26 protein-coding genes are annotated in these 24,397 nt (G+C 43.4%); all 26 read left to right on the top strand.

Annotation, left to right across the window (positions count from 1 at the left end):
• Positions 1–10: 10 nt before the first annotated feature.
• The 26 genes from G587_RS20970 to G587_RS0101770 all read left to right on the top strand — a co-directional run bounded on the left by G587_RS20970 (position 11) and on the right by G587_RS0101770 (position 24,289).
• Positions 11–253 carry a flagellar FlbD family protein gene (locus G587_RS20970; RefSeq protein WP_035785292.1) on the top strand — a complete coding sequence of 81 codons (243 nt, stop codon included), beginning with the start codon at positions 11–13 and terminating at the stop codon, positions 251–253.
• A gap of 46 nt (positions 254–299) precedes the next feature.
• Positions 300–1,106, top strand: a complete 807-nt coding sequence (locus G587_RS0101890; RefSeq protein ID WP_026490860.1) for a motility protein A — start codon at positions 300–302, stop codon at positions 1,104–1,106.
• On the top strand, positions 1,106–2,110 hold the full coding sequence (locus tag G587_RS0101885; protein WP_026490859.1) for an OmpA/MotB family protein: 1,005 nt from the start codon (positions 1,106–1,108) through the stop codon (positions 2,108–2,110). Before G587_RS0101890 ends, G587_RS0101885 begins: the two co-directional genes overlap by 1 nt.
• An 18-nt stretch (positions 2,111–2,128) precedes the next feature.
• Positions 2,129–2,662 carry a flagellar basal body-associated FliL family protein gene (locus G587_RS0101880; protein ID WP_026490858.1) on the top strand — a complete coding sequence of 178 codons (534 nt, stop codon included), beginning with the start codon at positions 2,129–2,131 and terminating at the stop codon, positions 2,660–2,662.
• A gap of 66 nt (positions 2,663–2,728) precedes the next feature.
• Complete coding sequence (gene fliM / locus G587_RS0101875) at positions 2,729–3,712, top strand: flagellar motor switch protein FliM (RefSeq protein ID WP_026490857.1); 984 nt, start codon at positions 2,729–2,731, stop codon at positions 3,710–3,712.
• A gap of 4 nt (positions 3,713–3,716) precedes the next feature.
• Positions 3,717–4,991, top strand: a complete 1,275-nt coding sequence (gene fliY / locus G587_RS0101870; RefSeq protein ID WP_026490856.1) for a flagellar motor switch phosphatase FliY — start codon at positions 3,717–3,719, stop codon at positions 4,989–4,991.
• Positions 4,992–5,014: 23 nt separating this feature from the next.
• A complete protein-coding gene (locus G587_RS0101865; RefSeq protein ID WP_026490855.1) occupies positions 5,015–5,359 on the top strand; it encodes a flagellar biosynthetic protein FliO in 345 nt (114 codons plus the stop codon).
• A gap of 3 nt (positions 5,360–5,362) precedes the next feature.
• The gene (fliP, locus tag G587_RS0101860; protein WP_026490854.1) at positions 5,363–6,295 is read left to right on the top strand and encodes a flagellar type III secretion system pore protein FliP; all 933 of its coding nucleotides are present in this window, start codon (positions 5,363–5,365) and stop codon (positions 6,293–6,295) included.
• Positions 6,296–6,311: 16 nt separating this feature from the next.
• A complete protein-coding gene (gene fliQ / locus G587_RS0101855) occupies positions 6,312–6,581 on the top strand; it encodes a flagellar biosynthesis protein FliQ (RefSeq protein WP_026490853.1) in 270 nt (89 codons plus the stop codon).
• 14 nt (positions 6,582–6,595) lie between these two features.
• Positions 6,596–7,375, top strand: coding sequence for a flagellar biosynthetic protein FliR (locus G587_RS0101850; RefSeq protein WP_026490852.1), 780 nt, complete (start codon positions 6,596–6,598; stop codon positions 7,373–7,375).
• Complete coding sequence (gene flhB / locus G587_RS0101845; RefSeq protein ID WP_035785290.1) at positions 7,362–8,510, top strand: flagellar biosynthesis protein FlhB; 1,149 nt, start codon at positions 7,362–7,364, stop codon at positions 8,508–8,510. The genes G587_RS0101850 and flhB overlap by 14 nt, the downstream gene beginning before the upstream one ends.
• 122 nt (positions 8,511–8,632) lie before the next feature.
• Positions 8,633–10,687: a flagellar biosynthesis protein FlhA gene (gene flhA / locus G587_RS0101840; RefSeq protein ID WP_035785288.1), complete on the top strand. Its 2,055-nt coding sequence runs from the start codon at positions 8,633–8,635 to the stop codon at positions 10,685–10,687.
• Position 10,688: 1 nt separating this feature from the next.
• Complete coding sequence (gene flhF, locus G587_RS0101835) at positions 10,689–11,999, top strand: flagellar biosynthesis protein FlhF (RefSeq protein WP_026490849.1); 1,311 nt, start codon at positions 10,689–10,691, stop codon at positions 11,997–11,999.
• Positions 12,000–12,046: 47 nt separating this feature from the next.
• Positions 12,047–12,967: a MinD/ParA family protein gene (locus tag G587_RS20965; RefSeq protein ID WP_051200531.1), complete on the top strand. Its 921-nt coding sequence runs from the start codon at positions 12,047–12,049 to the stop codon at positions 12,965–12,967.
• 37 nt (positions 12,968–13,004) lie between these two features.
• Positions 13,005–13,727 (top strand): flagellar brake protein, encoded by a 723-nt coding sequence (locus G587_RS0101825; protein WP_026490848.1) that lies wholly within the window; start codon positions 13,005–13,007, stop codon positions 13,725–13,727.
• The gene (locus G587_RS0101820; protein WP_026490847.1) at positions 13,728–14,801 is read left to right on the top strand and encodes a protein-glutamate methylesterase/protein-glutamine glutaminase; all 1,074 of its coding nucleotides are present in this window, start codon (positions 13,728–13,730) and stop codon (positions 14,799–14,801) included.
• 76 nt (positions 14,802–14,877) lie between these two features.
• On the top strand, positions 14,878–17,031 hold the full coding sequence (locus G587_RS0101815) for a chemotaxis protein CheA (RefSeq protein WP_026490846.1): 2,154 nt from the start codon (positions 14,878–14,880) through the stop codon (positions 17,029–17,031).
• A 25-nt stretch (positions 17,032–17,056) separates the two neighbouring features.
• Complete coding sequence (locus G587_RS0101810; RefSeq protein ID WP_026490845.1) at positions 17,057–17,536, top strand: chemotaxis protein CheW; 480 nt, start codon at positions 17,057–17,059, stop codon at positions 17,534–17,536.
• Between the two features lie 24 nt (positions 17,537–17,560).
• The gene (locus G587_RS0101805; protein ID WP_026490844.1) at positions 17,561–18,199 is read left to right on the top strand and encodes a chemotaxis protein CheC; all 639 of its coding nucleotides are present in this window, start codon (positions 17,561–17,563) and stop codon (positions 18,197–18,199) included.
• 12 nt (positions 18,200–18,211) lie between these two features.
• Positions 18,212–18,697, top strand: coding sequence for a chemotaxis protein CheD (locus tag G587_RS0101800; protein WP_026490843.1), 486 nt, complete (start codon positions 18,212–18,214; stop codon positions 18,695–18,697).
• Positions 18,694–19,263, top strand: coding sequence for a hypothetical protein (locus G587_RS0101795; protein WP_026490842.1), 570 nt, complete (start codon positions 18,694–18,696; stop codon positions 19,261–19,263). The genes G587_RS0101800 and G587_RS0101795 overlap by 4 nt, the downstream gene beginning before the upstream one ends.
• A gap of 16 nt (positions 19,264–19,279) precedes the next feature.
• Complete coding sequence (locus G587_RS0101790; protein ID WP_026490841.1) at positions 19,280–20,053, top strand: FliA/WhiG family RNA polymerase sigma factor; 774 nt, start codon at positions 19,280–19,282, stop codon at positions 20,051–20,053.
• Between the two features lie 21 nt (positions 20,054–20,074).
• Complete coding sequence (locus G587_RS20960; protein WP_081679297.1) at positions 20,075–21,658, top strand: FapA family protein; 1,584 nt, start codon at positions 20,075–20,077, stop codon at positions 21,656–21,658.
• 69 nt (positions 21,659–21,727) lie between these two features.
• On the top strand, positions 21,728–22,087 hold the full coding sequence (locus G587_RS0101780; protein ID WP_026490840.1) for a hypothetical protein: 360 nt from the start codon (positions 21,728–21,730) through the stop codon (positions 22,085–22,087).
• A 66-nt stretch (positions 22,088–22,153) separates the two neighbouring features.
• Positions 22,154–23,407, top strand: a complete 1,254-nt coding sequence (locus G587_RS24000; RefSeq protein WP_026490839.1) for a DUF6115 domain-containing protein — start codon at positions 22,154–22,156, stop codon at positions 23,405–23,407.
• Positions 23,408–23,437: 30 nt separating this feature from the next.
• Positions 23,438–24,289, top strand: coding sequence for a hypothetical protein (locus tag G587_RS0101770; RefSeq protein ID WP_026490838.1), 852 nt, complete (start codon positions 23,438–23,440; stop codon positions 24,287–24,289).
• Positions 24,290–24,397 lie beyond the last annotated feature (108 nt).

Below are 24,397 nucleotides of genomic sequence, written 5' to 3'. Positions count from 1 at the left end.
GGGATATATCGTGATCGAAATTACCAGATTGGATGGCCGGATGATCCTGGTCAATGAGAATCTAATAGAGACAGTAGAATCTACTCCTGATACAGTCGTGATCATGGCAAATGGGCGGAAGTTCATTGTGCAGGAGTCACTTCCCGAGGTCATGAAGAGATGTAATGAGAGATGGGGCGTTCAGACCGGAGCGCCACTTGTTTCATGTAGTGAAGAAGCGACTAAGGCTCGCATTCATGATGCTTTGCACTGATTGCAAGAGCATTTTGCTATAGTCTTTGATGAAGGGGGAAAACTAAGTGGATATTGCGTCATTACTTGGTGTTGTACTTTGTTTCATATTCATGATTCTTAGTATTGTGTTTGGTGCCGGAATTTCCGGTGTCCAATACTTCGTCGATGCGCCTTCTGCGATGATTACTTTTGGTGGAGCTTTCATGGCGGTTCTGGCTTCCAGAACCATGCCGAGTTTCATTAACGGACTTAAGTCATATACATTGATTTTTAAGATGCCGGCAGATGATACCAAGGCAGTAATCAAGCAGATTATCGACTTATCCAATACAGCCCGTAAGGAAGGACTTCTTGCACTTGAGGAGGCAGCCAGCAACATTGAGGATGCCTTCATGAAGAAGGGCGTCGGACTTATCGTAGATGGTACCGAGCCGGAGCTTGTTAAGGCTATTCTAGAGGCCGAGATTGATGCCATGTCTGAGAGACATAAGGAGAACTACACGTTCTTCGCTGATGTTGCAGGTATGGGACCTTCCTGGGGAATGATCGGAACACTGCTTGGACTGGTTCTGATGCTACAGAACATGTCAGATCCTTCATCAATCGGACCTTCCATGGCCGTTGCCCTCATTACAACATTCTACGGATCAGTTCTTGCGAACTGGTTCTGCTATCCTGCTGAGAATAAGCTGAAAGCAAGAGATAACGCAGAGTACACAATGAAAAGTATTATTATAGAAGGTTTACTTTCTATACAGGCGGGCGAGAACCCCCGAGTTACTGAAGAGAAGCTTAAATCATTCTTGTCACCTGCTAACAGAGCTGCTTATGAAGCTGAGAATGGTTCCGGTGATGGCGGCGGAGGAGAGTAATGGCTAAAAAACCAGAAGAAATAAAACCGGGTTTGCCTGCCTGGCAGGGAACTTTTGGTGATCTGATGAACCTGCTTCTGTGCTTCTTCGTTTTGCTGTTCTCCATGGCGACTATGGATGCTCAGAAGTTTGAAGAGGTTGCTGCATCATTCAGTTCTGCCTTTGGTATTTTCCAGGGTGGTGAGGCAGCCCTTGGTCAGGGTGCACTTGTTGGAGATGGTATTTCACAGCTGAATCAGCTGTCCAACTATATTATATCGATGGGTATATCCCAGTCCGGATCTCAGGAAGAGGAGGTTACCGATTCTTCAGGTGAGAACGCCAGTGAGAACGGTGGCGCCGGCATCAGTGAAGAAGGTGATACTTCGGGTATCATGCAGGGCCAGGGTGGTGAGTCCACAGGCGCTGAAGGTGATGCACAGGGTACCGGTACTGAGGGAGATGAGACTCAATCCGGATCTCAGAGTGATGCGGACAATAAGGGTGCTAATGCTGAGGAGACTCAGGAGGCTGCAGAAGCAGAGCAGCTTAAGGCATCGGAAGCACTTGCTGCAGAGGTTACAGAAGCGCTTGATGTTATGGATGTCTCCAATCAGATAGATGTTAATTTTACAAGCCAGTTTGTTCAGTTGACATTACAGGGTGCCATTCTTTTTGACACCGGTGATGCAACCTTGAAGGAAGGTGCAGGTACAATTCTTGATAAAGTAGGTACTGTCCTTGAGAGATATGCAGGCGGAACCATAGAAATCGAGGGTCATACGGATAATGTTCCGATGCACAGATCCTATGGCAAGATTACAAATAATGATGAGCTTAGTGATGCAAGAGCACTTTCCGTTTTTTACTACTTTATGGATAACACATCACTTGATCCGTCTAAGCTTAAGCATTCAGGAAGAGGAGAGTATGAGCCTGTAGCTGATAATTCCACCCCTGAGGGGCGTGCAAGGAACAGGCGAGTAGAGATAAGAATATACAATCCACTTAGTCCAATGTATTGATTATGAGGGAGATTACAAATGAAGAAAAACCTGCTTGCAATTATCATTTTGGCATTACTTTTAGTTAACACCGGTATGACAGGCTTCATGATGCTCACAGTCATGACTACCAACAATCAGGCGGTTGCGCTTATTGGAGATGTGGCTGCAGCGCTTCAGATTGAGGCTAACGGTGGTGAAAATGGTCAGGGATTTTCGGGATCAGCTTCCGGTAATGTAGATATTGCCAATGTTGTTCCTTACTCAATTGCAGATATGACAATTACTCTTAAAGAGGATGGATCAGGCAAATCTCATTACATGCTGACTACAATAGTGCTTTCCATGGATAAATCCAATGAGGATTACGCTACCTATGGTACAGAGGAATCAATGACAAGCTATCAGGATATGATCAAGTCCAAGATTACATCAGTAATCGGTTCCTACACACTTGATGAGATCAGGGCTCACGAGGATGAAGCCAAGGCTACACTTCTTGAGCAGATCCAGGAGCTTTTCGGATCAGGCTTTATATATGATGTAAACTTTTCCGGAACAGTTTATCAGTAAGTTATATTGGGGAGTATGAAAAGAGTTTATGAGTTGTTTTTTGTGTAAAAGTGAGGTGATCTACGCTTGAGTGAAGTATTATCACAGAATGAGATAGATAATCTACTCGCGGCTCTAAATACCGGCGAACTCGACGTGGATCAGATGTCTGCTGCGGACGAGAAAAAAGTCAAGGACTACGACTTTAAACGACCGGCGAAGTTCTCAAAGGAACACCTGAGAACCCTCGAGATGATCTATGAACATTATGGAAGACTGTTATCAACAACACTTCCTCTTTATCTTAGAAAAAACGTACAGGTTTCGGTTGCTAACTCCGAGACTGTAACATATTCGGAATTTAGTAATGCACTTAGTAACCCTGTTATTCTTGGAATTATAAATTTCTTACCACTGCAGGGAACCATTATTTTAGAGCTTCAGGCCAATATCGGATTTGCCTTCATAGACAGAATGCTTGGTGGCGAAGGCGAGGGACTAGATAAGACCAGACCGTTCACCGATATTGAGATGCCTCTAATAGAGAAGCTGATAACCATTTGCATGCAGCTTATGGTTGAACCGTGGGAGAACGTTCTTGCAATAAATCCTATCATGGAGAGGATTGAGACCAATCCTCAGTTCGCACAGGTTATTTCACCTACGGATATGATCGCCATCGTAACACTTAATATTAAGATTGGTGATGTAGAGGGACTTATGAATATCTGTCTTCCCTACTTCACACTAGAGAGTGTCATGGATAAACTGAATACCAAGTTCTGGTTTTCAACCATGCAGAAGCACGATGACGATACTTACGGAGAACATCTTGAGACACTTGTAAGACATGTGGATGTTCCTGTAAAAGCGATTTTAGGAAAATGCAACGTATCAGTCAGCGATTTTGTTCAGCTCCAGAGGGGTGACATAATAAGACTGGAGAGTCAGGTAAATAGCGAGCTTCAGGTATATGTCGGTGATATATATAAATTCACGGCACTACCGGGAACCGCAAAAGATAAGTATGCCGTCAGAATAACGTCGGTAATTAGAGAGGAGGAAGAGTAGCAGCATGGATGGAATGCTTTCACAGGAAGAAATAAATGCACTGCTCGCCGGTATGGATTCGTCAGGAGGTGGCGACGCCGGTGGCGGAGATGCTGCGCCTGCAGATGGAGGTGGGGATGCACCGGCTGCAGAAGCTCCCTCAGGTGGTGGCGGCTTTGTAGCAGGTGAGATCGATGAGAGCCTTCTGAATGACGTAGAGAAGGATGCGATAGGTGAAGTTGCCAACATCAGTATGGGTTCTTCAGCTACAACTCTGTATTCCCTTGTTAATCAGAAGGTTAATATCACTACGCCTCAGGTTGAGCTTGCTAACTGGAATACGGTTTTAAATAACTATGAGAAGCCCTGCGTATTTATTCAGATCAAGTACACAGTAGGTCTTGAGGGTACTAATATACTTATCCTCAAGGAGCGCGACGTTATGGTTATCACCGACCTTATGATGGGTGGTGACGGAACCAATACTGAGGGTGAGGTTGGTGAGCTGCAGCTTTCTGCTATTTCAGAGGCTATGAACCAGATGATGGGTGCGGCAGCTACATCACTTTCAACCATGATCGGTCAGAAGGTTGATATCAGCCCGCCGGAAGCAACGCTTCTTGATATGATTGATGATGATCCCAGTGAGATTTCCGAGTTCCTTACAGGAACCTTCTGCCGTGTTACCTTTAAGCTGCAGATCGGTGAACTTGTGGATTCAACACTTATGCAGCTGTATCCCATAGACTTTGCTAAGAGTCTTAAGGATACTATCAGCACAGAGGCTCCTGCAGAGGAGGCAGCACCTGCGCCTGCTCCTGCAGCGGCTGCACCCGACATGGGAATGCCTGCTCCGGATCCTTCAGCTGCTGCAGGTATGCCCGGCATGGATCCTTCCATGATGCAGGGTATGCCACAGATGGGTATGCCACAGATGGGAATGCCTCAGATGGGTATGCCTATGATGCCCATGGGTATGCCAATGATGCAGCCTCAGATGATGGGTGCCAATGTTCAGCCTGCTCAGTTCCAGAGCTTTGCAGGTGGCAGTCCTATGATGGCAGCCGGAGAGAACATCGGACTTATTAAGGACGTACCTCTTGAAGTTACTGTTGAGCTTGGTAGAACAGCCAAGGCAATTTCAGATATTCTTGATTTTGCACCCGGTACTATCATAGAGCTTGAGAAGGTTGCAGGTGAGCCTGTTGACGTTCTTGTAAATGGTAAGTTCGTTGCAAAGGGAGAGGTTGTAGTTATTGAAGAAAGCTTCGGTGTTCGTGTTACCGAAATAGTTCAATAAGTAACAATTGGAAGGTCGCGAAAATGATTGTTTCATCGATAGCGCAGCTTATTACTGTACTTATATTATTTATTCTGGTCCTGGCTGCGACCTATTATGTGACTAAGTGGATTGCCAGATATCAAAAAAACACGGGCTTTACTGCTAATATGGAAATAATGGAGACCTGCAGGCTCTCCACTACGAAGTATATGCAGATAGTAAGAGTTGTTAATAAATATCTGGTAATCGCTGTATGTAAGGACACCGTGACGGTACTTACGGAATTATCGGAGGATGAGTATGAGCCACCGGCTATCAAATCTCAGGATCCGGTAGAGTTTAGTAAAGAATTAGAGAAAGTCTTGGAGAAATTCAAGAAGAAGTAAGGTATGAAAAAGTTTAGGGGAGTAAAAGATTTAAAGCCATTATTTAAGATGGGCATTTCGTTGTTATGCCTTTCTTTTATTGTGGCTTTTTGTATTTTTAACAGTGGTGCGGTAACTGTTTCTGCGTCTACATCCTATATTGATGATACTCATCCCACTGATCCTACGGTGGACAGGGAGACGAATCTTACTGGAACGGACGGAGAGAGAACCAATCTTACCGAACCCGGTTCTGCAAAGGATGCGGATGATCTTCAGGAACTGAATATCGCCAATACCGTAACCGTCACCTATGACAATGGTAATGGTACGATAAACGGAGCTCTGAGAATTCTTATTACTTTGACTCTTATTGCTCTGGCGCCGCTACTTCTGATAATGATGACCTGCTTTACCAGAATCATTATAGTGCTGCACTTTACAAGAGCTGCACTGGCGACCCAGACATCACCGCCTAACCAGGTACTTATGGGACTGGCACTTTTTCTTACATTTTTCATAATGCAGCCCACATTAAAAGAGATAAATGAGACCGCTATTCAGCCCTTCGATAAGGGTGAGATAGAGCAGCAGGAGTTCTTTGATACTGCTATGATCCCAATCAGAAACTTCATGTATGGACAGACACAGACTAAGGATGTGCGTCTTTTCATGGAGATTGATGATCTTGAATGGGACGGCGAGCTTGACAGTATTCCTAATGCTGTCCTTATTCCCAGCTTCCTTATAAGTGAGCTGAGAACGGGCTTTATAATAGGCTTTTTGATATACATTCCATTTATTGTAATTGATATGGTAGTGGCGTCGGTACTTATGAGTATGGGTATGATGATGCTGCCGCCGACGACTATATCGATGCCGTTTAAGATACTTCTGTTTGTGCTTGCAGACGGATGGAATCTGATAATAGGCAGCCTTGTTAAGACATTTTATTAGTAAAGGAGGGTAAGACATGACAGTAGATGACGTTACGGCTATCATGGCCACTGGCTTGTTCATGGTAATAAAAATAGCGGTTCCAATTTTGCTTGTATCGCTCATAGTTGGTCTGTCAGTATCTATTTTCCAGACTGTTACTTCTATTCAGGATCAGACACTTACCTTCGTGCCTAAGATTCTGGTTACCTTCCTTACACTTATTTTGCTTGGAAACTGGATGCTCACCGAAATGTCGAATTTTGTTATTAAAATGTGGTCTGACTTTTCGTTGTACATTCATTAGCGGAGGATGAAGATTTGATAGATTACACCTTCACCTACGGCGATCTTGAGATTTTCTTACTGATACTGGTTAGGGTGACAATGTTTGTTTATATTGCACCCTTTTTTAGTATGAGTAACACTCCGCATGTGGTGAGAATAGGTTTTTCGGTGCTTTTGTCATTTTTGTTATATGGCTATGCACCTGTAAATACACTTGAATATGACACGGTACTTGGTTTTGCGGTTATTGTTTTGAAGGAGTTTTTTACAGGACTTCTTATTGGCTATTCGGCTCAGATATGTACACTTATAGCCAATATGGCGGGACAGATTTCGGATATGCAGGTTGGCCTTTCCATGGTGCAGATAATGAGCCCGAACTCCAGGGAAAATGTGGCAGTTTCGGCTGCGTTATACCAATACGCCTTCATGGGAATGATGCTTGTCAGCGGATTATACAGATATTTCATATCCGCGCTGACAGATTCCTTCAGACTTATACCTGTAAATGGAGCGATTTTTAACTCGGATAAGCTCCTTAATTCGATGATGAAATTCGTGTCCTACTATATGATTATCGGATTTAGAATATGTCTTCCGATTTTCATAGTTACATTTATTATGAACGTTATTCTTGGAATCCTTGCGAGAGTAGCGCCGCAGATGAACATGTTTGCTGTTGGTATGCAGTTAAAGCTTATTGTTGGTCTGTCAATGATGTACATTACAAGCGTACTTTTATATAACGCATCAGACTTTATTTTTACAAATATGCGTGAACTAATGACGGAGTTTATTAATGACCTTACGTGATGATCAGCTAAAACTAAATTGCGGACTCATTCTTGAGTACAACCTGCAGTTCTTTGCTGATGGTCCCGGTGGTGAGAAAACCGAGGAGCCTACAGCCAAGAAATTACAGGATGTAAGAAATGAAGGTCAGGTCGCAAAGAGTATTGAAATAGGCCATGCGGCAGGACTTATGTCGCTTTTTGTCCTTATAAGGGTCATGTATCCTTATATGGCTGATAATTTCACGGGCTTTTTCAGGAATGTATATACTCAGATACCCACTACAGCCAAGATGTATGATGGGGATGTGCCTTTTGCGGGACTCAGGATATCGGTTATGAATGCGCTTATAAGAATCCTTCTTACAGCGCTTCCTTTTCTTGCAGTATCGCTGATTGTGGCATTTATCTGCAATATTGTTCAGGTAAAATGGCATATCACCACAAAGCCCCTGCAGCCAAAGCTCAGTAAGCTCAATCCTATAAGCGGCTTTAAGAAGATTTTTTCAACCAGAAAGATTTTCGAGCTGATTAAATCTATTGCCAAGATAGCGATAATAGGTGTGGTTGTTTATACATATTTCCTTGGTTATACCGCGTCGGTCTTCACATTGTATGATATGCCATTAAGGCAGGCTATAGGTCTTCTGGGTAATACTATAGTTAATCTTGGCATCAGAATAGCTGCGGTTTATTCGGTTATTGCTATTGCGGATTATGTTTATCAGAAGAGAAAGTTCCGCAAGGACAATATGATGACCAAACAGGAAGTAAAGGATGAGTATAAGAATACTGAAGGAGATCCTCAGATAAAAGGTCAGCAGCGTAGGCGTATGATGCAGGCTTCCCAGCGTCGTATGATGCAGGAGCTTCCCAAAGCAGACGTTGTCATCACTAACCCGACGCATTATGCTGTGGCTATCCGCTATGAAGCAGATAAGTATGATGCCCCTATGGTTGTGGCCAAGGGTGAAGGCTATCTTGCTCAGCGTATCAAGGATGTAGCAAAAGAAAATGGCGTTGAGATAGTAGAGAATAAGCCTCTTGCCAGAATGCTTTATGCCAACGTGGACATAGGCGAGTTTGTACCTCCGGAGCTCTATCAGGCTGTTGCCGAGGTGCTTGCATTTGTATATCATCTTCAGGGAAAGGTTTAAAAGCTTGCCCTCCCGATATTATTACGCTCTTGTGTTTTAAATTCTTCTTGAACACAAGATGTGGTATGCGCTATACTAATTATGTATAGTTATGAAAAAATGTGGGGAAAGGGGGATGAATAATGCTCGAAGTTATTAGAAAGCGTGCATTTGACTACGGTGTGGCGCTATATTTCGTTGCGGCCATTATCATGTTCATCGTGCCCATTCCTACATGGCTAATGGACTTCCTTCTTGCCTTTGATATGTCACTTTCCTTTGTGATATTGTTTACGGCAATGTTTTCCAAGGAAGTTTTGGATATGTCGTTCTTTCCGACTATCCTGTTATTCACCACAATTTTCCGAATAGCACTTAATATTTCATCAACAAGACTTATCCTTACCGGAGGAGATGCCGGTAAGGTTATTGAGGTTTTCGGTCAGTTCGTTGGTGCCGGTGATCTTATTATCGGTACTATTGTATATGTAATCCTTATCCTTGTTCAGTTCATGGTTATCAACAAGGGTTCTGAACGTGTAGCTGAAGTATCAGCACGTTTTACATTGGATGCTATGCCCGGTAAGCAGATGGCTATCGATGCCGACCTTAATACCGGAGCCATCACTGATCAGGAAGCTAAGGAGAGACGTGAGAAGATTCAGAACGAAGCAAGCTTCTTCGGTGCCATGGACGGTGCTACGAAGTACGTTAAGGGAGATTCAACTGCAGGTCTTATCATTACGGCTGTCAATATTATCGGTGGTATTTTGATGGGCGTACTGCGTCAGGGGATGCCTATTGCGGATGCCCTTGATAAATACGCTATTCTTACAATGGGTGACGGACTTGTAAGTGCGATACCTTCCCTTTTGGTATCACTTAGTACAGGTATTCTTGTTACCAAGGGATCTAAGGAAGCAGACTTTGGACCTGCTCTTATCGGGCAGCTGTTTACTGCGTCCAAGACCCTGTACCTTGTTGGAGCACTTATTGCTACATTGGGTATCCTTACACCGCTTCCGGATCTTCTGTATCTGCCTTTAGGCGCGTGTATTGCAGGCCTGGGATTTTTTATGCAGAAATCTCAGAAGATTGCTTCTACCGAGGAAGAGGTTATGGCTGAAGAGGAGCAGCAGGCTGAGGAGATTCGCCAGCCTGAGAATGTTACAAGTCTTCTTCAGGTTGATCCTATAGAGCTTGAATTTGGTTATGGAATCATTCCGCTTGCTGATGTTAATCAGGGCGGTGACCTCCTTGACCGTGTTGTTATGATCAGAAGACAGATAGCTCTTGAGCTTGGTACGGTTGTTCCTATCATTCGTCTTCGCGATAACATTCAGCTTAATCCTAACCAGTACATTATAAAAATAAAGGGCATACAGGTAAGTGATGGCGAGATTCTATTTGACCATTACATGGCCATGAACCCCGGCAACGTTGAGGAAGAGATTACAGGTATTCCTACTTTTGAGCCTTCATTCCATCTGCCTGCTACATGGATCACCGAGAGCCAGAGAGAACGAGCAGAGTCCCTTGGCTACACCGTTGTTGATCCACCTTCAATTATTGCAACTCATCTTACCGAGGTTATCAGGAATCACATCGCAGAACTTCTTACCAGACAGGATGTTCAGAATCTTGTCAACAACCTTAAGGAGAACAATCCTGCACTTGTGGACGAGCTTGTGCCTAAGCTTATGAGTCTTGGTGAGATAGAGAAGGTTCTGCAGAATCTCCTTGCAGAAGGAATTTCTATAAGAGACCTTGTTACTATATTCGAGACTCTTGCGGATTATGCACCGTCCACCCATGACAGTGATATCCTTACGGAGTATGTAAGACAAAGCTTAAGAAGAGCTATTTCCAGCAAATATTTTTATCCCGGTGAGACCACAAGTGTTATCACATTGGATCCTAAAATCGAGCAGGAAATCATGCAGTCTGTTAAGCAGACTGAGACCGGCGCATATCTTACCCTTGATCCCACCAGGACCAAGGCAATTCTTAAATCTGTGGGCGAGCAGGCTAAGAAGCTTGAGGATGCCGGCATGATACCGATAATAATGACTTCGCCTATAGTGCGAATGTATTTTAAGAAAATGACAGAGGATTATTACAAAGATTTGATTGTACTTTCTTACAATGAAGTTGAACCTAATGTTGAAATGCAGTCTGTAGGAATGGTAGCGGCATAATATGATTATAAAAAAATATACCGGAAAAACTGAACAGGATGCTACAGAGATTGCAAAGAAGGAGCTGGGCGATAACATTGTCATCATGAATGTAAGGCCTGTGAAAAAGAGTGGATTTTTCTCTATTTTCTCGCCTTCCAAAATCGAGGTGACAGTGGCTCTTGAGGATGAACCCGCAAGGAACATGAAATCCGTAAAGCCCAATAAGGATCACGCCAAAGCGCCAAGGCCTCAAAAGCCTGCATCAATGGCGGATAAGCTTTTAAGGGCTCAGGAGCAGGGAGAGATTCCGCCGCTTAAGGTGGCACAGCCCGCAGCACCTCAGGCTGTGGCAAGTGCGCCCACGCAAAAGGAGCATGTGATTCTCCAGGAGGAGAACAGCGCTATCGAGGAAAAGCTTGATAGTCTTCACAATCTCATTGAGAAGAACCTCAAAAGTGAAAAGGATGATGGCAGATCGGATACCATGGAGGAAGAGGTATCGGAGATCAGGGAAGCTCCAAATACGATTTCAGATGAGACACTTTCCTTTGTTAAGGTTCTCTACAACACTCTTATTGAAAATGAGGTTGATGAGATTTATGCAAACCAACTGACAGATGAGGTGGAAAAGGTAAGTAAGCCAAACATCCCTATGGAATATGTTCTTGCAAACGTATACCAGAAGATGGTTCTTAAGTTTGGACCTGCTGACAGGATAAAGGAGAGCACTGACGGACCAATAGCAGAAATATTTATCGGACCTACAGGTGTTGGTAAGACCACAACCATCGCGAAGCTTGCTTCTGAGCTTACGATTGTAAGGAAGAAGAAGGTTGCACTTTTAACAGTGGATACCTATAGAATAGCTGCTGCTGAGCAGCTTAAAACCTATGCGACTATCATGGATATTCCCTTCAGGGTTATATATTCCATTGAAGAGATGAAGGCTGCTGCAGAGGAATTTAAGGATTACGACTATCTTATGGTGGATACGGCAGGCCATAGTCTTCATAACGAGGAACAGAAGGAGACCATGATAGGCTACATTCATGCACTTGAGGAATGCGTTGAGACCGAGAATTATCTTGTTCTTTCCGCAACCACCAAGTACAGGGATCTTATTGAGATCGCTGATGGTTATTCCGAGCTTGTTAAGTACAAGCTGATTTTCACTAAAATGGATGAGACAAGCTCTGCAGGTAACCTTTATAACATACACATGCATACCGGTGCGCCTATGTCTTATATTACAAATGGACAGAACGTTCCCAGCGATATTGCCGTTTTTGATGCCCAGAAAAGTGTAAAGGGTCTTCTTGGCGGAAAATAGTAGATGAATTTCGTATATTTTGATAGAATATAGACAGGATTATTTTTATGGATCAGGCTGAACAGCTAAGAAAAATTATTAAAGCAGAACACGCACCCCAGAGGCCTCTTGCGAGGATTATTACAGTAACAAGTGGTAAGGGAGGTGTGGGTAAGTCCAACGTTTCAATTAACCTTGCGATACAGTTTAGAAGAATGGGGCAGAGAGTCATAATTCTTGATGCGGACTTTGGACTTGCCAATATAGAGATAATGTTTGGAACAGTTCCCAAGCACAATCTCAGTGATCTGATTTACAAGAAGAAAAACATTAAGGATATTATCACCTGGGGACCTGAAGGAGTCGGCTTTATATCCGGCGGTTCAGGAATCTCGGGTATGTACAATCTTGAGAGAAAATATCTTGTAGATATTATCGTTAATCTCGCAGAGCTCGATGCTATCGCGGATACGATAATCATAGATACAGGAGCCGGTATTTCCAATGCGGTCATGGAATTCCTTGTTGCAAGCGGCGAGATCATACTTGTGACAACACCTGAACCCACATCAATAACCGACTCATACTCACTGCTTAAGGCACTTAACCAGCAGGAGAGATTTTCAAGAGATAATACGATGATCAAGGTTGTCTCCAACAGAGTAGCAACAAGCGATGAGGGACAACAGTTATTTAATAAATTAAATGCAGTAGTTGCCAGATATTTGAAATTGCCATTAACATATCTCGGTGCTATTCCACAGGATCAGATGCTGGCTCGTGGTGTAATGCAGCAGTCACCCGTTTCAATACAGTATCCAAATTCTAAATCAGCTAAGGCGTTCGAACAGATTGCTGCAGAACTTGTTAATAAGAATGAGCTTGAAAAATATAAGCCAAGAGGAATGGCTGCATTTTTCTCTCATATCATAACAGGGCGAAAACTTAATTCAGAGAGAAATACCGGAGATAAGGCTTCCGGTCAGTAAAATTTTATCAACTATAAAAGGTAAGAGGGGTACCTACATGCTTGCGGACTATATTGCGCCAGGCAATAAAATTGAACTGAAGGCCATCGGCAAGGTCTGGATGGACGATGACAGCCGCACGAAAAAGATTCACTTAAGTAAGATAACCGATGTTTTGTCGGAGGACAGGATTGAGGTGCTTATGCCTATGGATAAGGGTAAATTGGTACTTTTACCCGTAGATGGTGAATATAGCTTGTGCTTCTATAGCTCAAGGGGACTGTTTCAATGTTATGGAAGGATAATTGACCGATACCGAAGTAACAATGTATATATTTTGGTTCTTGACCTTCTAAGTAATCTTCAGAGGCTTCAGAGAAGAGAGTATTACAGATTCAGCTGTGCACTTGAACTCAGGTCGCGAATCTTCACTGAAGAGGAAGTGGAAGCTATCAGGCGAAACTGGGGATTGCTTTTGGGAACGAATAAACCGTTACAGCGAAGCGTTATTGTTGACATAAGCGGAGGCGGGTTACGGTTTGTCGCTAATTTCCAATATGAAGAGGGGAGCACGATCTACTGTGCTTACCGACTACCCGGGAACATTAATAATGTTGAGTACGAGATGGTGTGTACCGTACTCAGGGTACAGGAACTCGAAAACAGGCCGGGACTGTATGAACACCGCATACAGTACAGCTACATTGACGAAACTTCCAGAGAGGATATTATTCACTTTATCTTTGAGGAAGAACGAAAAATTAGAAAGAAGCAAAACTAAATGTCGAAAAAAATTTTATTAGTTGATGACTCTGCACTCATGAGAACCGTCCTTAGTGATATAGTAAACTCAGATTCAAGATTTCAGGTTGTAGATAAGGCTAAAGACGGAGTTGAAGCCCTTGAGCTTTTGAAGAAAAATACATACGATGCTGTTATTCTCGACGTTAACATGCCTCGTATGGACGGTATTACGTTACTCAAGGAGCTCAACAAAAATAAAATAAGAGCGAAGGTAATGATGTGTAGTACTGACACTAAGGAAGGTGCTAAAGTGACACTTGATTCATTAGAACTCGGAGCTCTTGATTTTATTCACAAACCGGATCGCGCCTCGGATTGCCGTGGCGATGATTTTACCACAACACTCACCAGAACACTGGCAGCTGTATGCGAGTCCAGAGCTCCGGTAAGTGCGAAGGCTTTCTCAATCGATGAGATCAAAGCCTCTCGTAAGATGGTGGATATTGTCGCTAAGCATGCAGACAAGGTCACAGGTAATCGTATCGTTGCGATTGCCAGTTCTACGGGTGGGCCTCGTGCGCTTCAAGCGGTTATTCCAAAACTTCCCAAAAATCTTAAAACACCGGTTGTACTTGTGCAGCACATGCCGGAAGGCTTCACAGCTTCTCTTGCAGAGAGACTGGATTCTCTTTCAGAGATCCATGTAAAAGAGGCAGCTGAAGGTGATGTTCTTCAGGCAGGAACTGTCTATATCGCAAGAGGCGGTAAGCACATGCATGTAATTACATCAGCCGGTAAGCATACCATTCACTACGTAGACGGTCCTACGAGAGAAGGTGTAAGACCTTGTGCGAACTTCATGTATGAGTCTTTGATGGATTCCGATTACGACTCAGTATGCTGTGTAGTTCTCACCGGAATGGGTGCAGATGGTACCGAGGGAATTAAAAATCTGAAATCAGTTAAGAAGGTACATGTCATTGGTCAGGATGAAGCATCCTGCACAGTTTATGGCATGCCTAAGGCAGTGGCAACAGCTGGTCTTGTTAATCAGGTAGTTACACTTGATGACGTAGCCCAGGAAATTATTATGAACGTTGGAGTTAAGTGACTTCCTCTTTCTTACTACTGGTTCCGGTTCCTTTACTTAACGACAACGTGACGTTTCTTATGGAGGTAAAGGGATTATGGATGTTTCTCAGTATCTAGGCGTCTTTCTCGACGAAGCAAAGGAGCATCTGCAAACACTGAATGACAGCATCATGCAGTTGGAGCAGGATCCGGAGAACGAGGATTGTATTAATGAAATCTTCCGTTCTGCCCATTCTATGAAGGGAATGGCTGGAACCATGGGCTATAAGAATATGCAGAATCTTACCCATGACATGGAAGATGTCTTTTCTGATGTGCGTAACGGCACTCTGAAAATTGACTCTAGCATGATCGATACTTTGTTCCAATGTCTCGACGCTATTCAGGCTTACGTGGATAATATCACGGAGTCACAGGACGAAGGAACTGAGGAAAATGCGAATATTATTAAAGCGCTGGCTGATATAAGAGCAGGCGCAAGTGGTGGTGGCACAGCGCCCGCGGCAGCACCTGCAGCGGCAGCACCTGCACCTGCAGCGGAAGCAGCACCTGCAGCAGCTCCGGCAGCGGCAGCACCTCCGCCGGATGCTGATCCCACAAAGGATTATAGAGCTATCAAGATAGATCCTGATACCAAGGGCAACCTTGAGGATGCCAAGGGACAGGGCAAGAAGCTCTATGGTTTGAATGTAAAGATTCAGGAGAGCTGCATCCTTAAGGCAGCAAGAGCATTCCTTGTATTCAAGGGTATTGAAGAGATCGGCGAACTGATTATTTCCGAGCCTTCAACTCAGGATATTGAGGATGAGAAGTTTGAATTTAATTTCAGTCTAATTATTTCTACAGACGAAGAAGATAAAGAGAAGATCAAAGAAATAGTAAAGAGCGTTTCTGAGATCGAGGACTGCGAGATAGGTGATTACGATCCTAATGCAGCTGCAAGTACTGAGGAAGCAGCAGCGGCAGCACCTGCACCGGCAGCGCCCGCAGCAGCACCTGCAGCGGCAACACCCGCAGCGCCTGCAGCACCTGCAGCAAAGCCTGCTGAGAAGGCTCCCGCTAAGGATGCAGGTAAGAAGCCTGTTGGTAAGCCTGTTGTTAACCGTACAGTTCGTGTTGATATTGACAAACTGGATGTCCTCATGAACTTGGTAAGTGAGCTTATCATCGCAAAGAACTCTTTGATTTCTGCTGCAAATTCAGCAGGAATAGTAAGCGGTAATGTAAACGAGCAGATTGAATATCTGGAAAGCGTTACTACCAATCTTCATGAATCTGTCATGAAAGTTCGAATGGTACCTATCGAGAGCGTACTCCAGAAATTCCCTCGTATGATCAGAGACCTTAATAAGCAGCTTGGCAAGAACATGGAACTGACCATGACCGGTGAAGATACTGAAATGGACAGAACCGTGGTTGATGAGATCGGTGATCCTCTGATGCACTTGTTACGTAACAGTGCCGATCACGGTATCGAATCTGCAGAGATTCGTGCTGAACGTGGAAAGACAGAAGAAGGACATATCTTCCTGCACGCTTTCCAGGACGGTAACAGCGTTGTTATCGAAGTTGGTGATGATGGTAACGGTATCGATGCTGAGATAGTCAAGAATAAGGCTATTGAAAAGGGTATCGTAACACCTGAAGAAGCAGCTTCACTTACAGAGCAGCAGTGCGTAGATTTCCTTTTCCATCCCGGATTCTCCACAGCTAAGCAGGTTACTGAAGTATCAGGACGTGGTGTAGGTCTTGATGTTGTTAAGTCCAAGATCGAATCACTTTCCGGTGAAGTTAGTGTTAAGACCAAGCTTGGTGAAGGAAGTACATGGCAGATCAGACTTCCTCTTACACTTGCTATCATTCAGGCTCTGATGGTTGTTGTTGGTGGAGAGAAATATGCAATTCCTCTTGATTCTATTCAGAGTATTGAGGATGTAGCTCCTACAGACATTAAGACAGTTGAGAATAAAGAAGTCATCAATCTTCGTGGAAGTGTTACACCTATTATTCGTGTAAGCAGAGCACTTGATACAGAGAGCACAAAGAATGAAGACGAGGATCTTGTAGTAGTTATTACAAGAAAGGGCGACCAGCAGTTTGGTCTTGTTATAGACGAACTTATGGGACAGCAGGAAATCGTTATTAAGCCTCTGGGCAGATACATGAATAAGTGCCGTATGATCAGTGGCGCTACTATCCTTGGAGATGGTGAGATAGCTCTGATCCTTGATACAAATCAGTTAGCATAACTTCCGCAAAAGAAAGGATGATATTATGAACGAATTAAGAGATACTCAGGATGTCGGCGAACTGATCCAGTATATTATCATCAGACTCGGCGACGAACAATATGGAATAGATATTAAGTACATTGATAACATTGTGCGTATGCAGCAGATCACGAGAGTTCCTCAGGTTGCTCATTATCTGAAGGGCGTTATCAACATTCGCGGTGTCATTGTTCCTGTAATGAGTCTCAGACTCAAGATGGATATGGATCCGGATGAGATAACAGACAAGAGCCGAATCATTATCCTAAAGGCAGAGGAGGATACTCTTATCGGAATTATCGTAGATCAGGTTAATCAGGTTCTCACTCTTGGAACAAAGAGTATTGAAAAGGTTACCTACAGTGCTGATAAGGGCAAAAAGCTCAACAGCTTTATAAGTGGTGTTGGAAAATATGAAGGCGGTCTTGTTTCAATTCTTGATCTCGGAATGGTTGAAATGGAAGAGGACAAGGCTAAAGCATAATACATATTTGAAGGAGGAAGACCTTTGAGTGAGATGAGTTTGGAGAACATGTCCAGCCAGTATTTTGACGTCTTGAAGGAGCTCGGAAATATTGGTGCAGGTAATGCGACCACAGCCCTTGCACAAATGTTGGGAACAAAGGTTGATATGTCTGTACCACAGGTTAAGCTTCTTGATTTTAAAGATGTCGGAGACCTTATGGGCGGTGCTGAACAGATAATGACAGGTATATACCTTGCAGTTGAGGGTGATATCAATGGTAGTATAATGTTCCTTCTCGGCATGAAGGCAGCAAGACATCTTGTAAATATGCTCATGGGCATAACAGATAAGGATGAAACTGTTCCTTTTGACGACACGGAACTTTCCGCAATCAAGGAAGTGGGTAATATCATTACAGGTTCATATCTTAACTCACTTTCAATGATTACAAACCTTAAGCTTTTGCCGTCAGTGCCATTCCTTGCAATAGATATGGCCGGCGCAATCCTTTCGGTACCTGCTATAGAATTCGGTATGATGGGTGATAAGATCCTTCTTATCGAGACAAGCTTTTTTGATACAGAAGTTCTTAGCGGATATTTCATCCTGCTACCGGATGTAGATGGCTATAGTAAGATATTGACCTCTCTTGGAATGGGCGATATCAGCATAAATGGATAAGGAGCTGAGTGAATGAGTCAAATAATCAAGGTTGGTATGGCCGATCTTAATATTTGCGTCAGTCCTGACGGAATCACGACACTTGGACTTGGCTCCTGTGTAGGGATTGCTGTAAGGGATCCGGTTACAAAAATAGGCGGACTTGCACACATAATGCTGCCTGATTCTAAAGAAATCAAGAATAATTCCAACATTCCTAAATTTGCGGATACGGGAATTGATGAGCTTATAAAACAGGTAGTTGGTAAGGGTGCAAACAAATCGCGTCTTGTTGCAAAGATTGCCGGCGGTGCCCAGATGTTCGCTTTTAACTCCGGCAATGCCACTATGCGTGTTGGTGAGAGGAATGTCGCAGCAACGATCAAGAAGCTCAAGGAACTGGGAATTCCGATTCTGGCCCAGGATACCGGAGATTCTTATGGACGTACTGTGATTTTCTATCCTGAAAATGGTGACTTTGTTATCAGAGCAGTAGGAAAACCGGAAAAGACGATATGAGTGATGAGAGTACTGAAGTAAAAGCAGTAGAAGCCCCTGCGGCAAAACCGGAAAATGCTCCGGAAGAAGCTGTAGAAGAAATCACTGAAGAGAATCAGGGAGAAGAGAAAAAAGAAAAGAAAACACATATGGAGACTATTGTTATAACAGAGTCTCCTAAGATCAGACTGATCACCGCTTTCGTTATGCTTGCGGGAAGTGGTTTTGTTGCAATATACACACTTTGGCAGCATTACGAGATCGGAGCCTGGATCAAAACCCTTGCTCTTTCACTTGTGATTTTCTTTGTTGTGGGCAGACTTTTTGAGCTTTTGGTCAATCATTTTGATACTCTGAATAAAAACACAGAGGATGCAATAAAAGCTCAGGAAGAAGCTATAGCACAGAGAGAAGCTGATAAGATTGCTGCTGCGGAAGCGGCTGCTGAGGCAGAACGTCTGGCGGCAGAAGCAGCAGCTGCAGCGGCTCTTGAAGCTGAGAATGCAGAAAACGAGAATCCGAATGAATTTGATTCATTTGGGGAAAGCGATGATTTCGATATAGGTACTGATTTATCGGAATTTTGACAGGGATTATTAGCTTATGGATGAGGCTGGAAGAAGTAAGCTTTGGAATGAATATCATAAGAATAAAGCGCCTGAACTCAGAGAGAAGCTTATCTTAGAATATGCTCCGCTTGTTAAGCTTGTGGCGGGGCGTCTTTCCATGTACTTAGGCTTTAATGTTGAGTACGATGATCTTGTGGGCTATGGAATTTTTGGTCTTATAGATGCGATTGATAAGTTTGACCTCATGAAAGATGTCAAATTTGAGACCTATGCCAGCGTAAGAATCAGAGGCGCTATTCTGGATCAGATCAGAAAAATGGACTGGATTCCCAGGACCATTAGACAGAAACAAAAAAAGATCGAGTCTGCAATTCATGAAATAGAAAAGGAGCAGGGACATCCTGCCACCGATACTGAAATTGCAGCTAAGCTCGGTATTACAGATGACGAGTATGCAAACTGGCAGAACCAGATGAAGGTTACAGGTGTGGTTTCCCTTAATGAGTTTATGGAACAGGGAAGCGATGTTCCTGAGGATACCAATAACCTTGCATCCAGTTTCGAGAAGCCCGAGGAAGCAATCGAGAAGGAAGAGCTCAAGAAGATGCTCGCTGAGAGTCTTGCGCTTCTTACCGATAAGGAAAAGAAAGTAATTCTTTTGTATTACTATGAGGAATTGACCTTAAAAGAAATAAGTAATGTATTAGAGGTTTCTGAATCCAGAGTTTCGCAGCTCCACACAAGGGCGCTCCAGAAGATGAGAGAGAAGCTCGGGAAGTATATGGGTATATTAACAGCACTGGGATAATTGTTAGCATGGAGGGGATGAATGAACGGTTATTTTCAACTAATCACAATGCCCACCTCAACAGGAATTAAGATTTTTCCGCCTGATGAAGACGGAACTTCTTTACAATATGATGATGTAAAAGAGTACCTCGAGGAAAGATCTATTAGTTATAGACCTGCTATATTAAACGAGGCTGTTTCAACTGCCACGGGGGAGCTTGTAATACTTAATGACAATTCGGCTTTTCCTGAAAGGGAAAGCTACAGACTCACTATTTCTCGTGATCGTATGGAAGCCTCGGCATTTTTTTATGCACCATCTGAAGGTGCTGAAAATATGACTCCGACAGAATTTTTGGAGGACCTGGCATACAGAAATATAACATTTGGAATAGATACTGAAGCGGTCGCTAATTACTTCAGGTCAAGGGAATATTGTACAGAAATTGTTGTTGCAAGGGGAACTAAAACCAGAGAAGGTTGCAATGCAAAGATAGATTATCAGTTCAAGGCTGATCTTCATGCAAAGCCTGCAATGCGTGAGGATGGAAGCGTTGACTATTTTAATCTGAACATAATCAATCATGTAAAAAAGGGAGACGAGCTTGCCATTCTTACACCTGAGGATCCTGGAGATCCCGGTCAGAATATTTACGGTGAGATTTTAAATCCTCATCCCGTAAAGACAATGAAGCTCGTTGCAGGCAAAAATACATATTTATCCGATGATGGTCTTGTACTGTTTTCGGGAACGGATGGTCACGTTACATTAAAGGAAGGTAAGGTGACTGTTAGTAATGTTATTCAGTTTGAAAATGTAGATGTTTCCACAGGAAATATAAATTACGACGGAAGCGTTGAAGTAAAAGGAACTGTTGCCTCCGGTTTTACCATAAAGGCCGGGGCTAATATTCTGGTAAAGGGTGTTGTTGAAGGCGCGAGCCTTACTGCAAGTAATGATATTATTCTTGAACGCGGCATAAACGGAATGGGTAAGGGCGAAATAAAGGCCGGCGGAAATATCGTTACGAAATTCATCGAGAATGCCAAAGCCACTGCAAAGGGCAGTATTACCAGCGAGAGCATCCTGCACTCAAATGTTGCATCGGGAACAGAGATAACTGTTTCCGGTAAAAAGGGATTTATCGCAGGCGGACGAGTTACAGCTACAGACAGGATCGTGGCTAAAGACCTTGGAAGTGACATGGGAGCGACCACAATTATTGAGGTCGGAGCAGATCCCAACATTAAGGTAAGACTTAGAGAGCTTCAAAAGGCGGTGGGAGAGTCCACAAAGAAGCTTGAAAATATCAAGCCTACCGTTGAGTCAATTACAAAGAGGTTAAGAAGTGGCAATCCGCTTTCACCTGAGCAGACAAGACAGGCACAGCAGCTCATTACCATGAATAAGGTTCTTACATCTCAGATTGAGAAGAATTCAAAGGAGATGGCGGAATTACAGCAAAAGCTTGCTGATTCAAAGGAGGCCTATGTCGTTGTTGAAGGTACTGCTTATCCGGGAATTACGATCCATATAGGAGATCAGCAGACCACACTTAAAACTGAGACAACCTACTGCAGGTTTGAACTGCGTGATGGTCTTGTGAAAACAGGCCCAATCTAAGCTTTGGTATCTTTTTCTCCGATATAATATATAAGAAATGGGGGTTATATTGGGAGAAGGGAGGTAAATATGTCAATAAACAGAATTGATTTTCAGGGGTCTGTAGTAAGGACAAATGATTTTTCACAGCTAAAGCAAAATGAAGATAACAAAGTCTTCACTGATCAGAATGTATTTCAGACAGAATTTGACAAGGAAGTTGACCAGAAAGCTAATTCTGTAAACAGAAAAGATAATGCTGATCAGAATGAGCATGAAAAGCACGACGCCAAGGAAAAGGGAAAAAACGAGTACCACGGAAATGGCGGAAAAGGTAAAAAACAGTACAAATCTCCTGAGGAATTAGAGCATTTGACAGAGACACTCATAGGTGCTGATGGCAAGCCTCTGGACATGCATATTTCCTCAGGGTTTGACTTCAAAATCTGAACACTTTATAATACTAGATAATGTATTTCTCTGTGGGAGGAGATACAAAACTCGAGTGGGGATGTTATGATAAGTGTTACGGAAATAATTTTAATCGCTGCCGGAATCCTGGCGGTTATATTAGGGTATCTGATACCGAATGGCAAAGAATCTTCCGAATTTGACTTTGATGGTGCAGATCGGAAGATTAATGACATGGTTTCAAGGGCTATCAAGAACTCGCAGGGTAAGATTGACGAGATGCTTGATGATTGCATGGAGGAAGCTATTAATAAGGCTGAGCGTGCAATGGACCGTGTTACTAATGAGAAGATGTCTGCCATTAGTGAGTATTCAGATACTGTCATGAATGATATCCATAAAAATCATGATGAAGTAGTTTTTATGTACGATATGCTAAATGACAAGCACAAGAACCTCAAAAACACAGTTTCTGAGGCTAATCGTGCTGCCAAAGAGGTAAAAGAGGCTGAGGCTAAGAGGCAGGCTGAGCTTGAGGAAGAAGCTAAAAGACAGGCTGAGCTCGAGGCTGAGGCTAAGAGACAGGCAAAGCTCGAAGAGGAAGCAAGAAAAAAGGCGCAGCGTGAGGCTGAAGCCAGAAGACTTGCAGAGCTTGAAGCTGAGGCCAAGAGGAAGGCAGAGCTTGAGGCAGAGGCCAGAAGAAAGGCTGCACTTGAAGCAGAAGCTAAGAGACAGGCAGAGCTTGAGACAGAGGCCAGGAGACAGGCGGCTCTTGAAGAGCAGGCCAGAAGACAGGCAGAGCTTGCAGATAATCCCAATGTAGTTACACCCGAGTTTTCAGCTCTTGCAGATATTCTTGACAGAGCAGATGCAGCAGCTGCAGAGAAGACTAAGAATAAGATCATTCGTTCAGAGCAGCCCGCAGATAATTTTGAGACAGAGGAATTTGTTCCTGAAGAGGAAGATTCCTTCGAACTTCATACACAGTACTGGCCGGATTCAGATGAGGATGATTTCCTTGATGAGATTACTGAGGAAGTTACAGAGAACGCTGTTCTTCCTGAACAGAATGAAATTCAGAATCCAGTTTATGCAGATAATACAGCTGAGTATGAAGAAAAGCCTGCAAAGGTGGTTTCAATCGCCGATGCTTCAAGAAAGAAAGCAGCAGAGCCTGAGAAAGACGAAGAGACAGCATCTGATCCTGTATCAAGAAATCAGAAGATTCTGGAAATGCATAAGGCAGGTAAATCCGCTGTTGTCATTGCAAGAGAGCTCAGACTTGGTATCGGCGAAGTAAAGCTTGTTATCGATCTTGCAGGAAAACAGCATAAGAAAAACCGTACTTCAATAATGTAATAGACGGGGTTGGGGGAATACATAAATATTATGAAGCTGAAATATTATTTACGCGGACTTGGAGTTGGAGTTGTCCTTACCGCCGTTATAATGGGAGTTGTCCTTGGCAGAGGCACATCAAGGATGAGCGATGAGGAAGTAATAAAAAGAGCAAAGCAGCTCGGTATGGTAGAGGCAGAGAGTACTTTATCTAGTTTATCTGAAGCAACCAAAATTCCGGAGGGGACAGATGACACTGCATCCGATCAGAAAGTGGATAAAGCGGGAGAAGAAGTATCTGAAGAAGTCAACCAAGGGGAGTCTCAAACAGGTGAATCAGTTCCTGAGGTGGATGAAGCGGCGAAAGAAAATGAGCAGGCTGGAGAAAACAGCGAAAGCATTGAATCCGAAGAAGATGTTAAGCTCGCTTCAAATGCTGCCGCTGAAAATGCTTCGACAGACGTTATCGAAGCAGAAGGAAAACAGGAAGACGCAGCAACAGAAAAGTCAGAAGCAAAAGTAGAAGAGACTGAGAAAAAGGAAGAAAAAACTACTATAGAGAATAACACCTCAAATGAGACAGTTCCGGATGCATCAGCTGCTGCAAATGCAGCAAGCAGTACCGCTGATACAACTGAAAGTAAACCGGCTGAAGCAGAAGCTGCAAAGCCTGCAACTACAGAAGGCTCATCAGATGTTAACTATGTGGTCGTAGTTCTTCCCAGTGGAAGCGAATCGGATACCTGCGCAAGAATTCTTAGAGAATCAGGGGTTATAGATGACGGCGTAGCCTTTAATAAATACCTTGTAAGCAGCGGACAGGACAGAAAGATCCGTTCCGGTACTAAGCAGATACCCAGAGGAGCATCTTTTGAGGAAATTGCTTCCATAATTACAAAATAAAAAAATCTTGTCAAAAGCCCAAAATCATGGTATTCTAATGAAGCTGTGAGCATTTGGGCTTTTATTATGCCCATTTTTAGCGCACAGAGTAACAAATAAACACGTATA

It is taken from the genome of Butyrivibrio sp. XPD2002 (assembly GCF_000423945.1).
Classification (GTDB): Bacteria; Bacillota; Clostridia; order Lachnospirales; family Lachnospiraceae; genus Butyrivibrio.
This window is presented reverse-complemented; position numbering and strand designations above follow the sequence as displayed.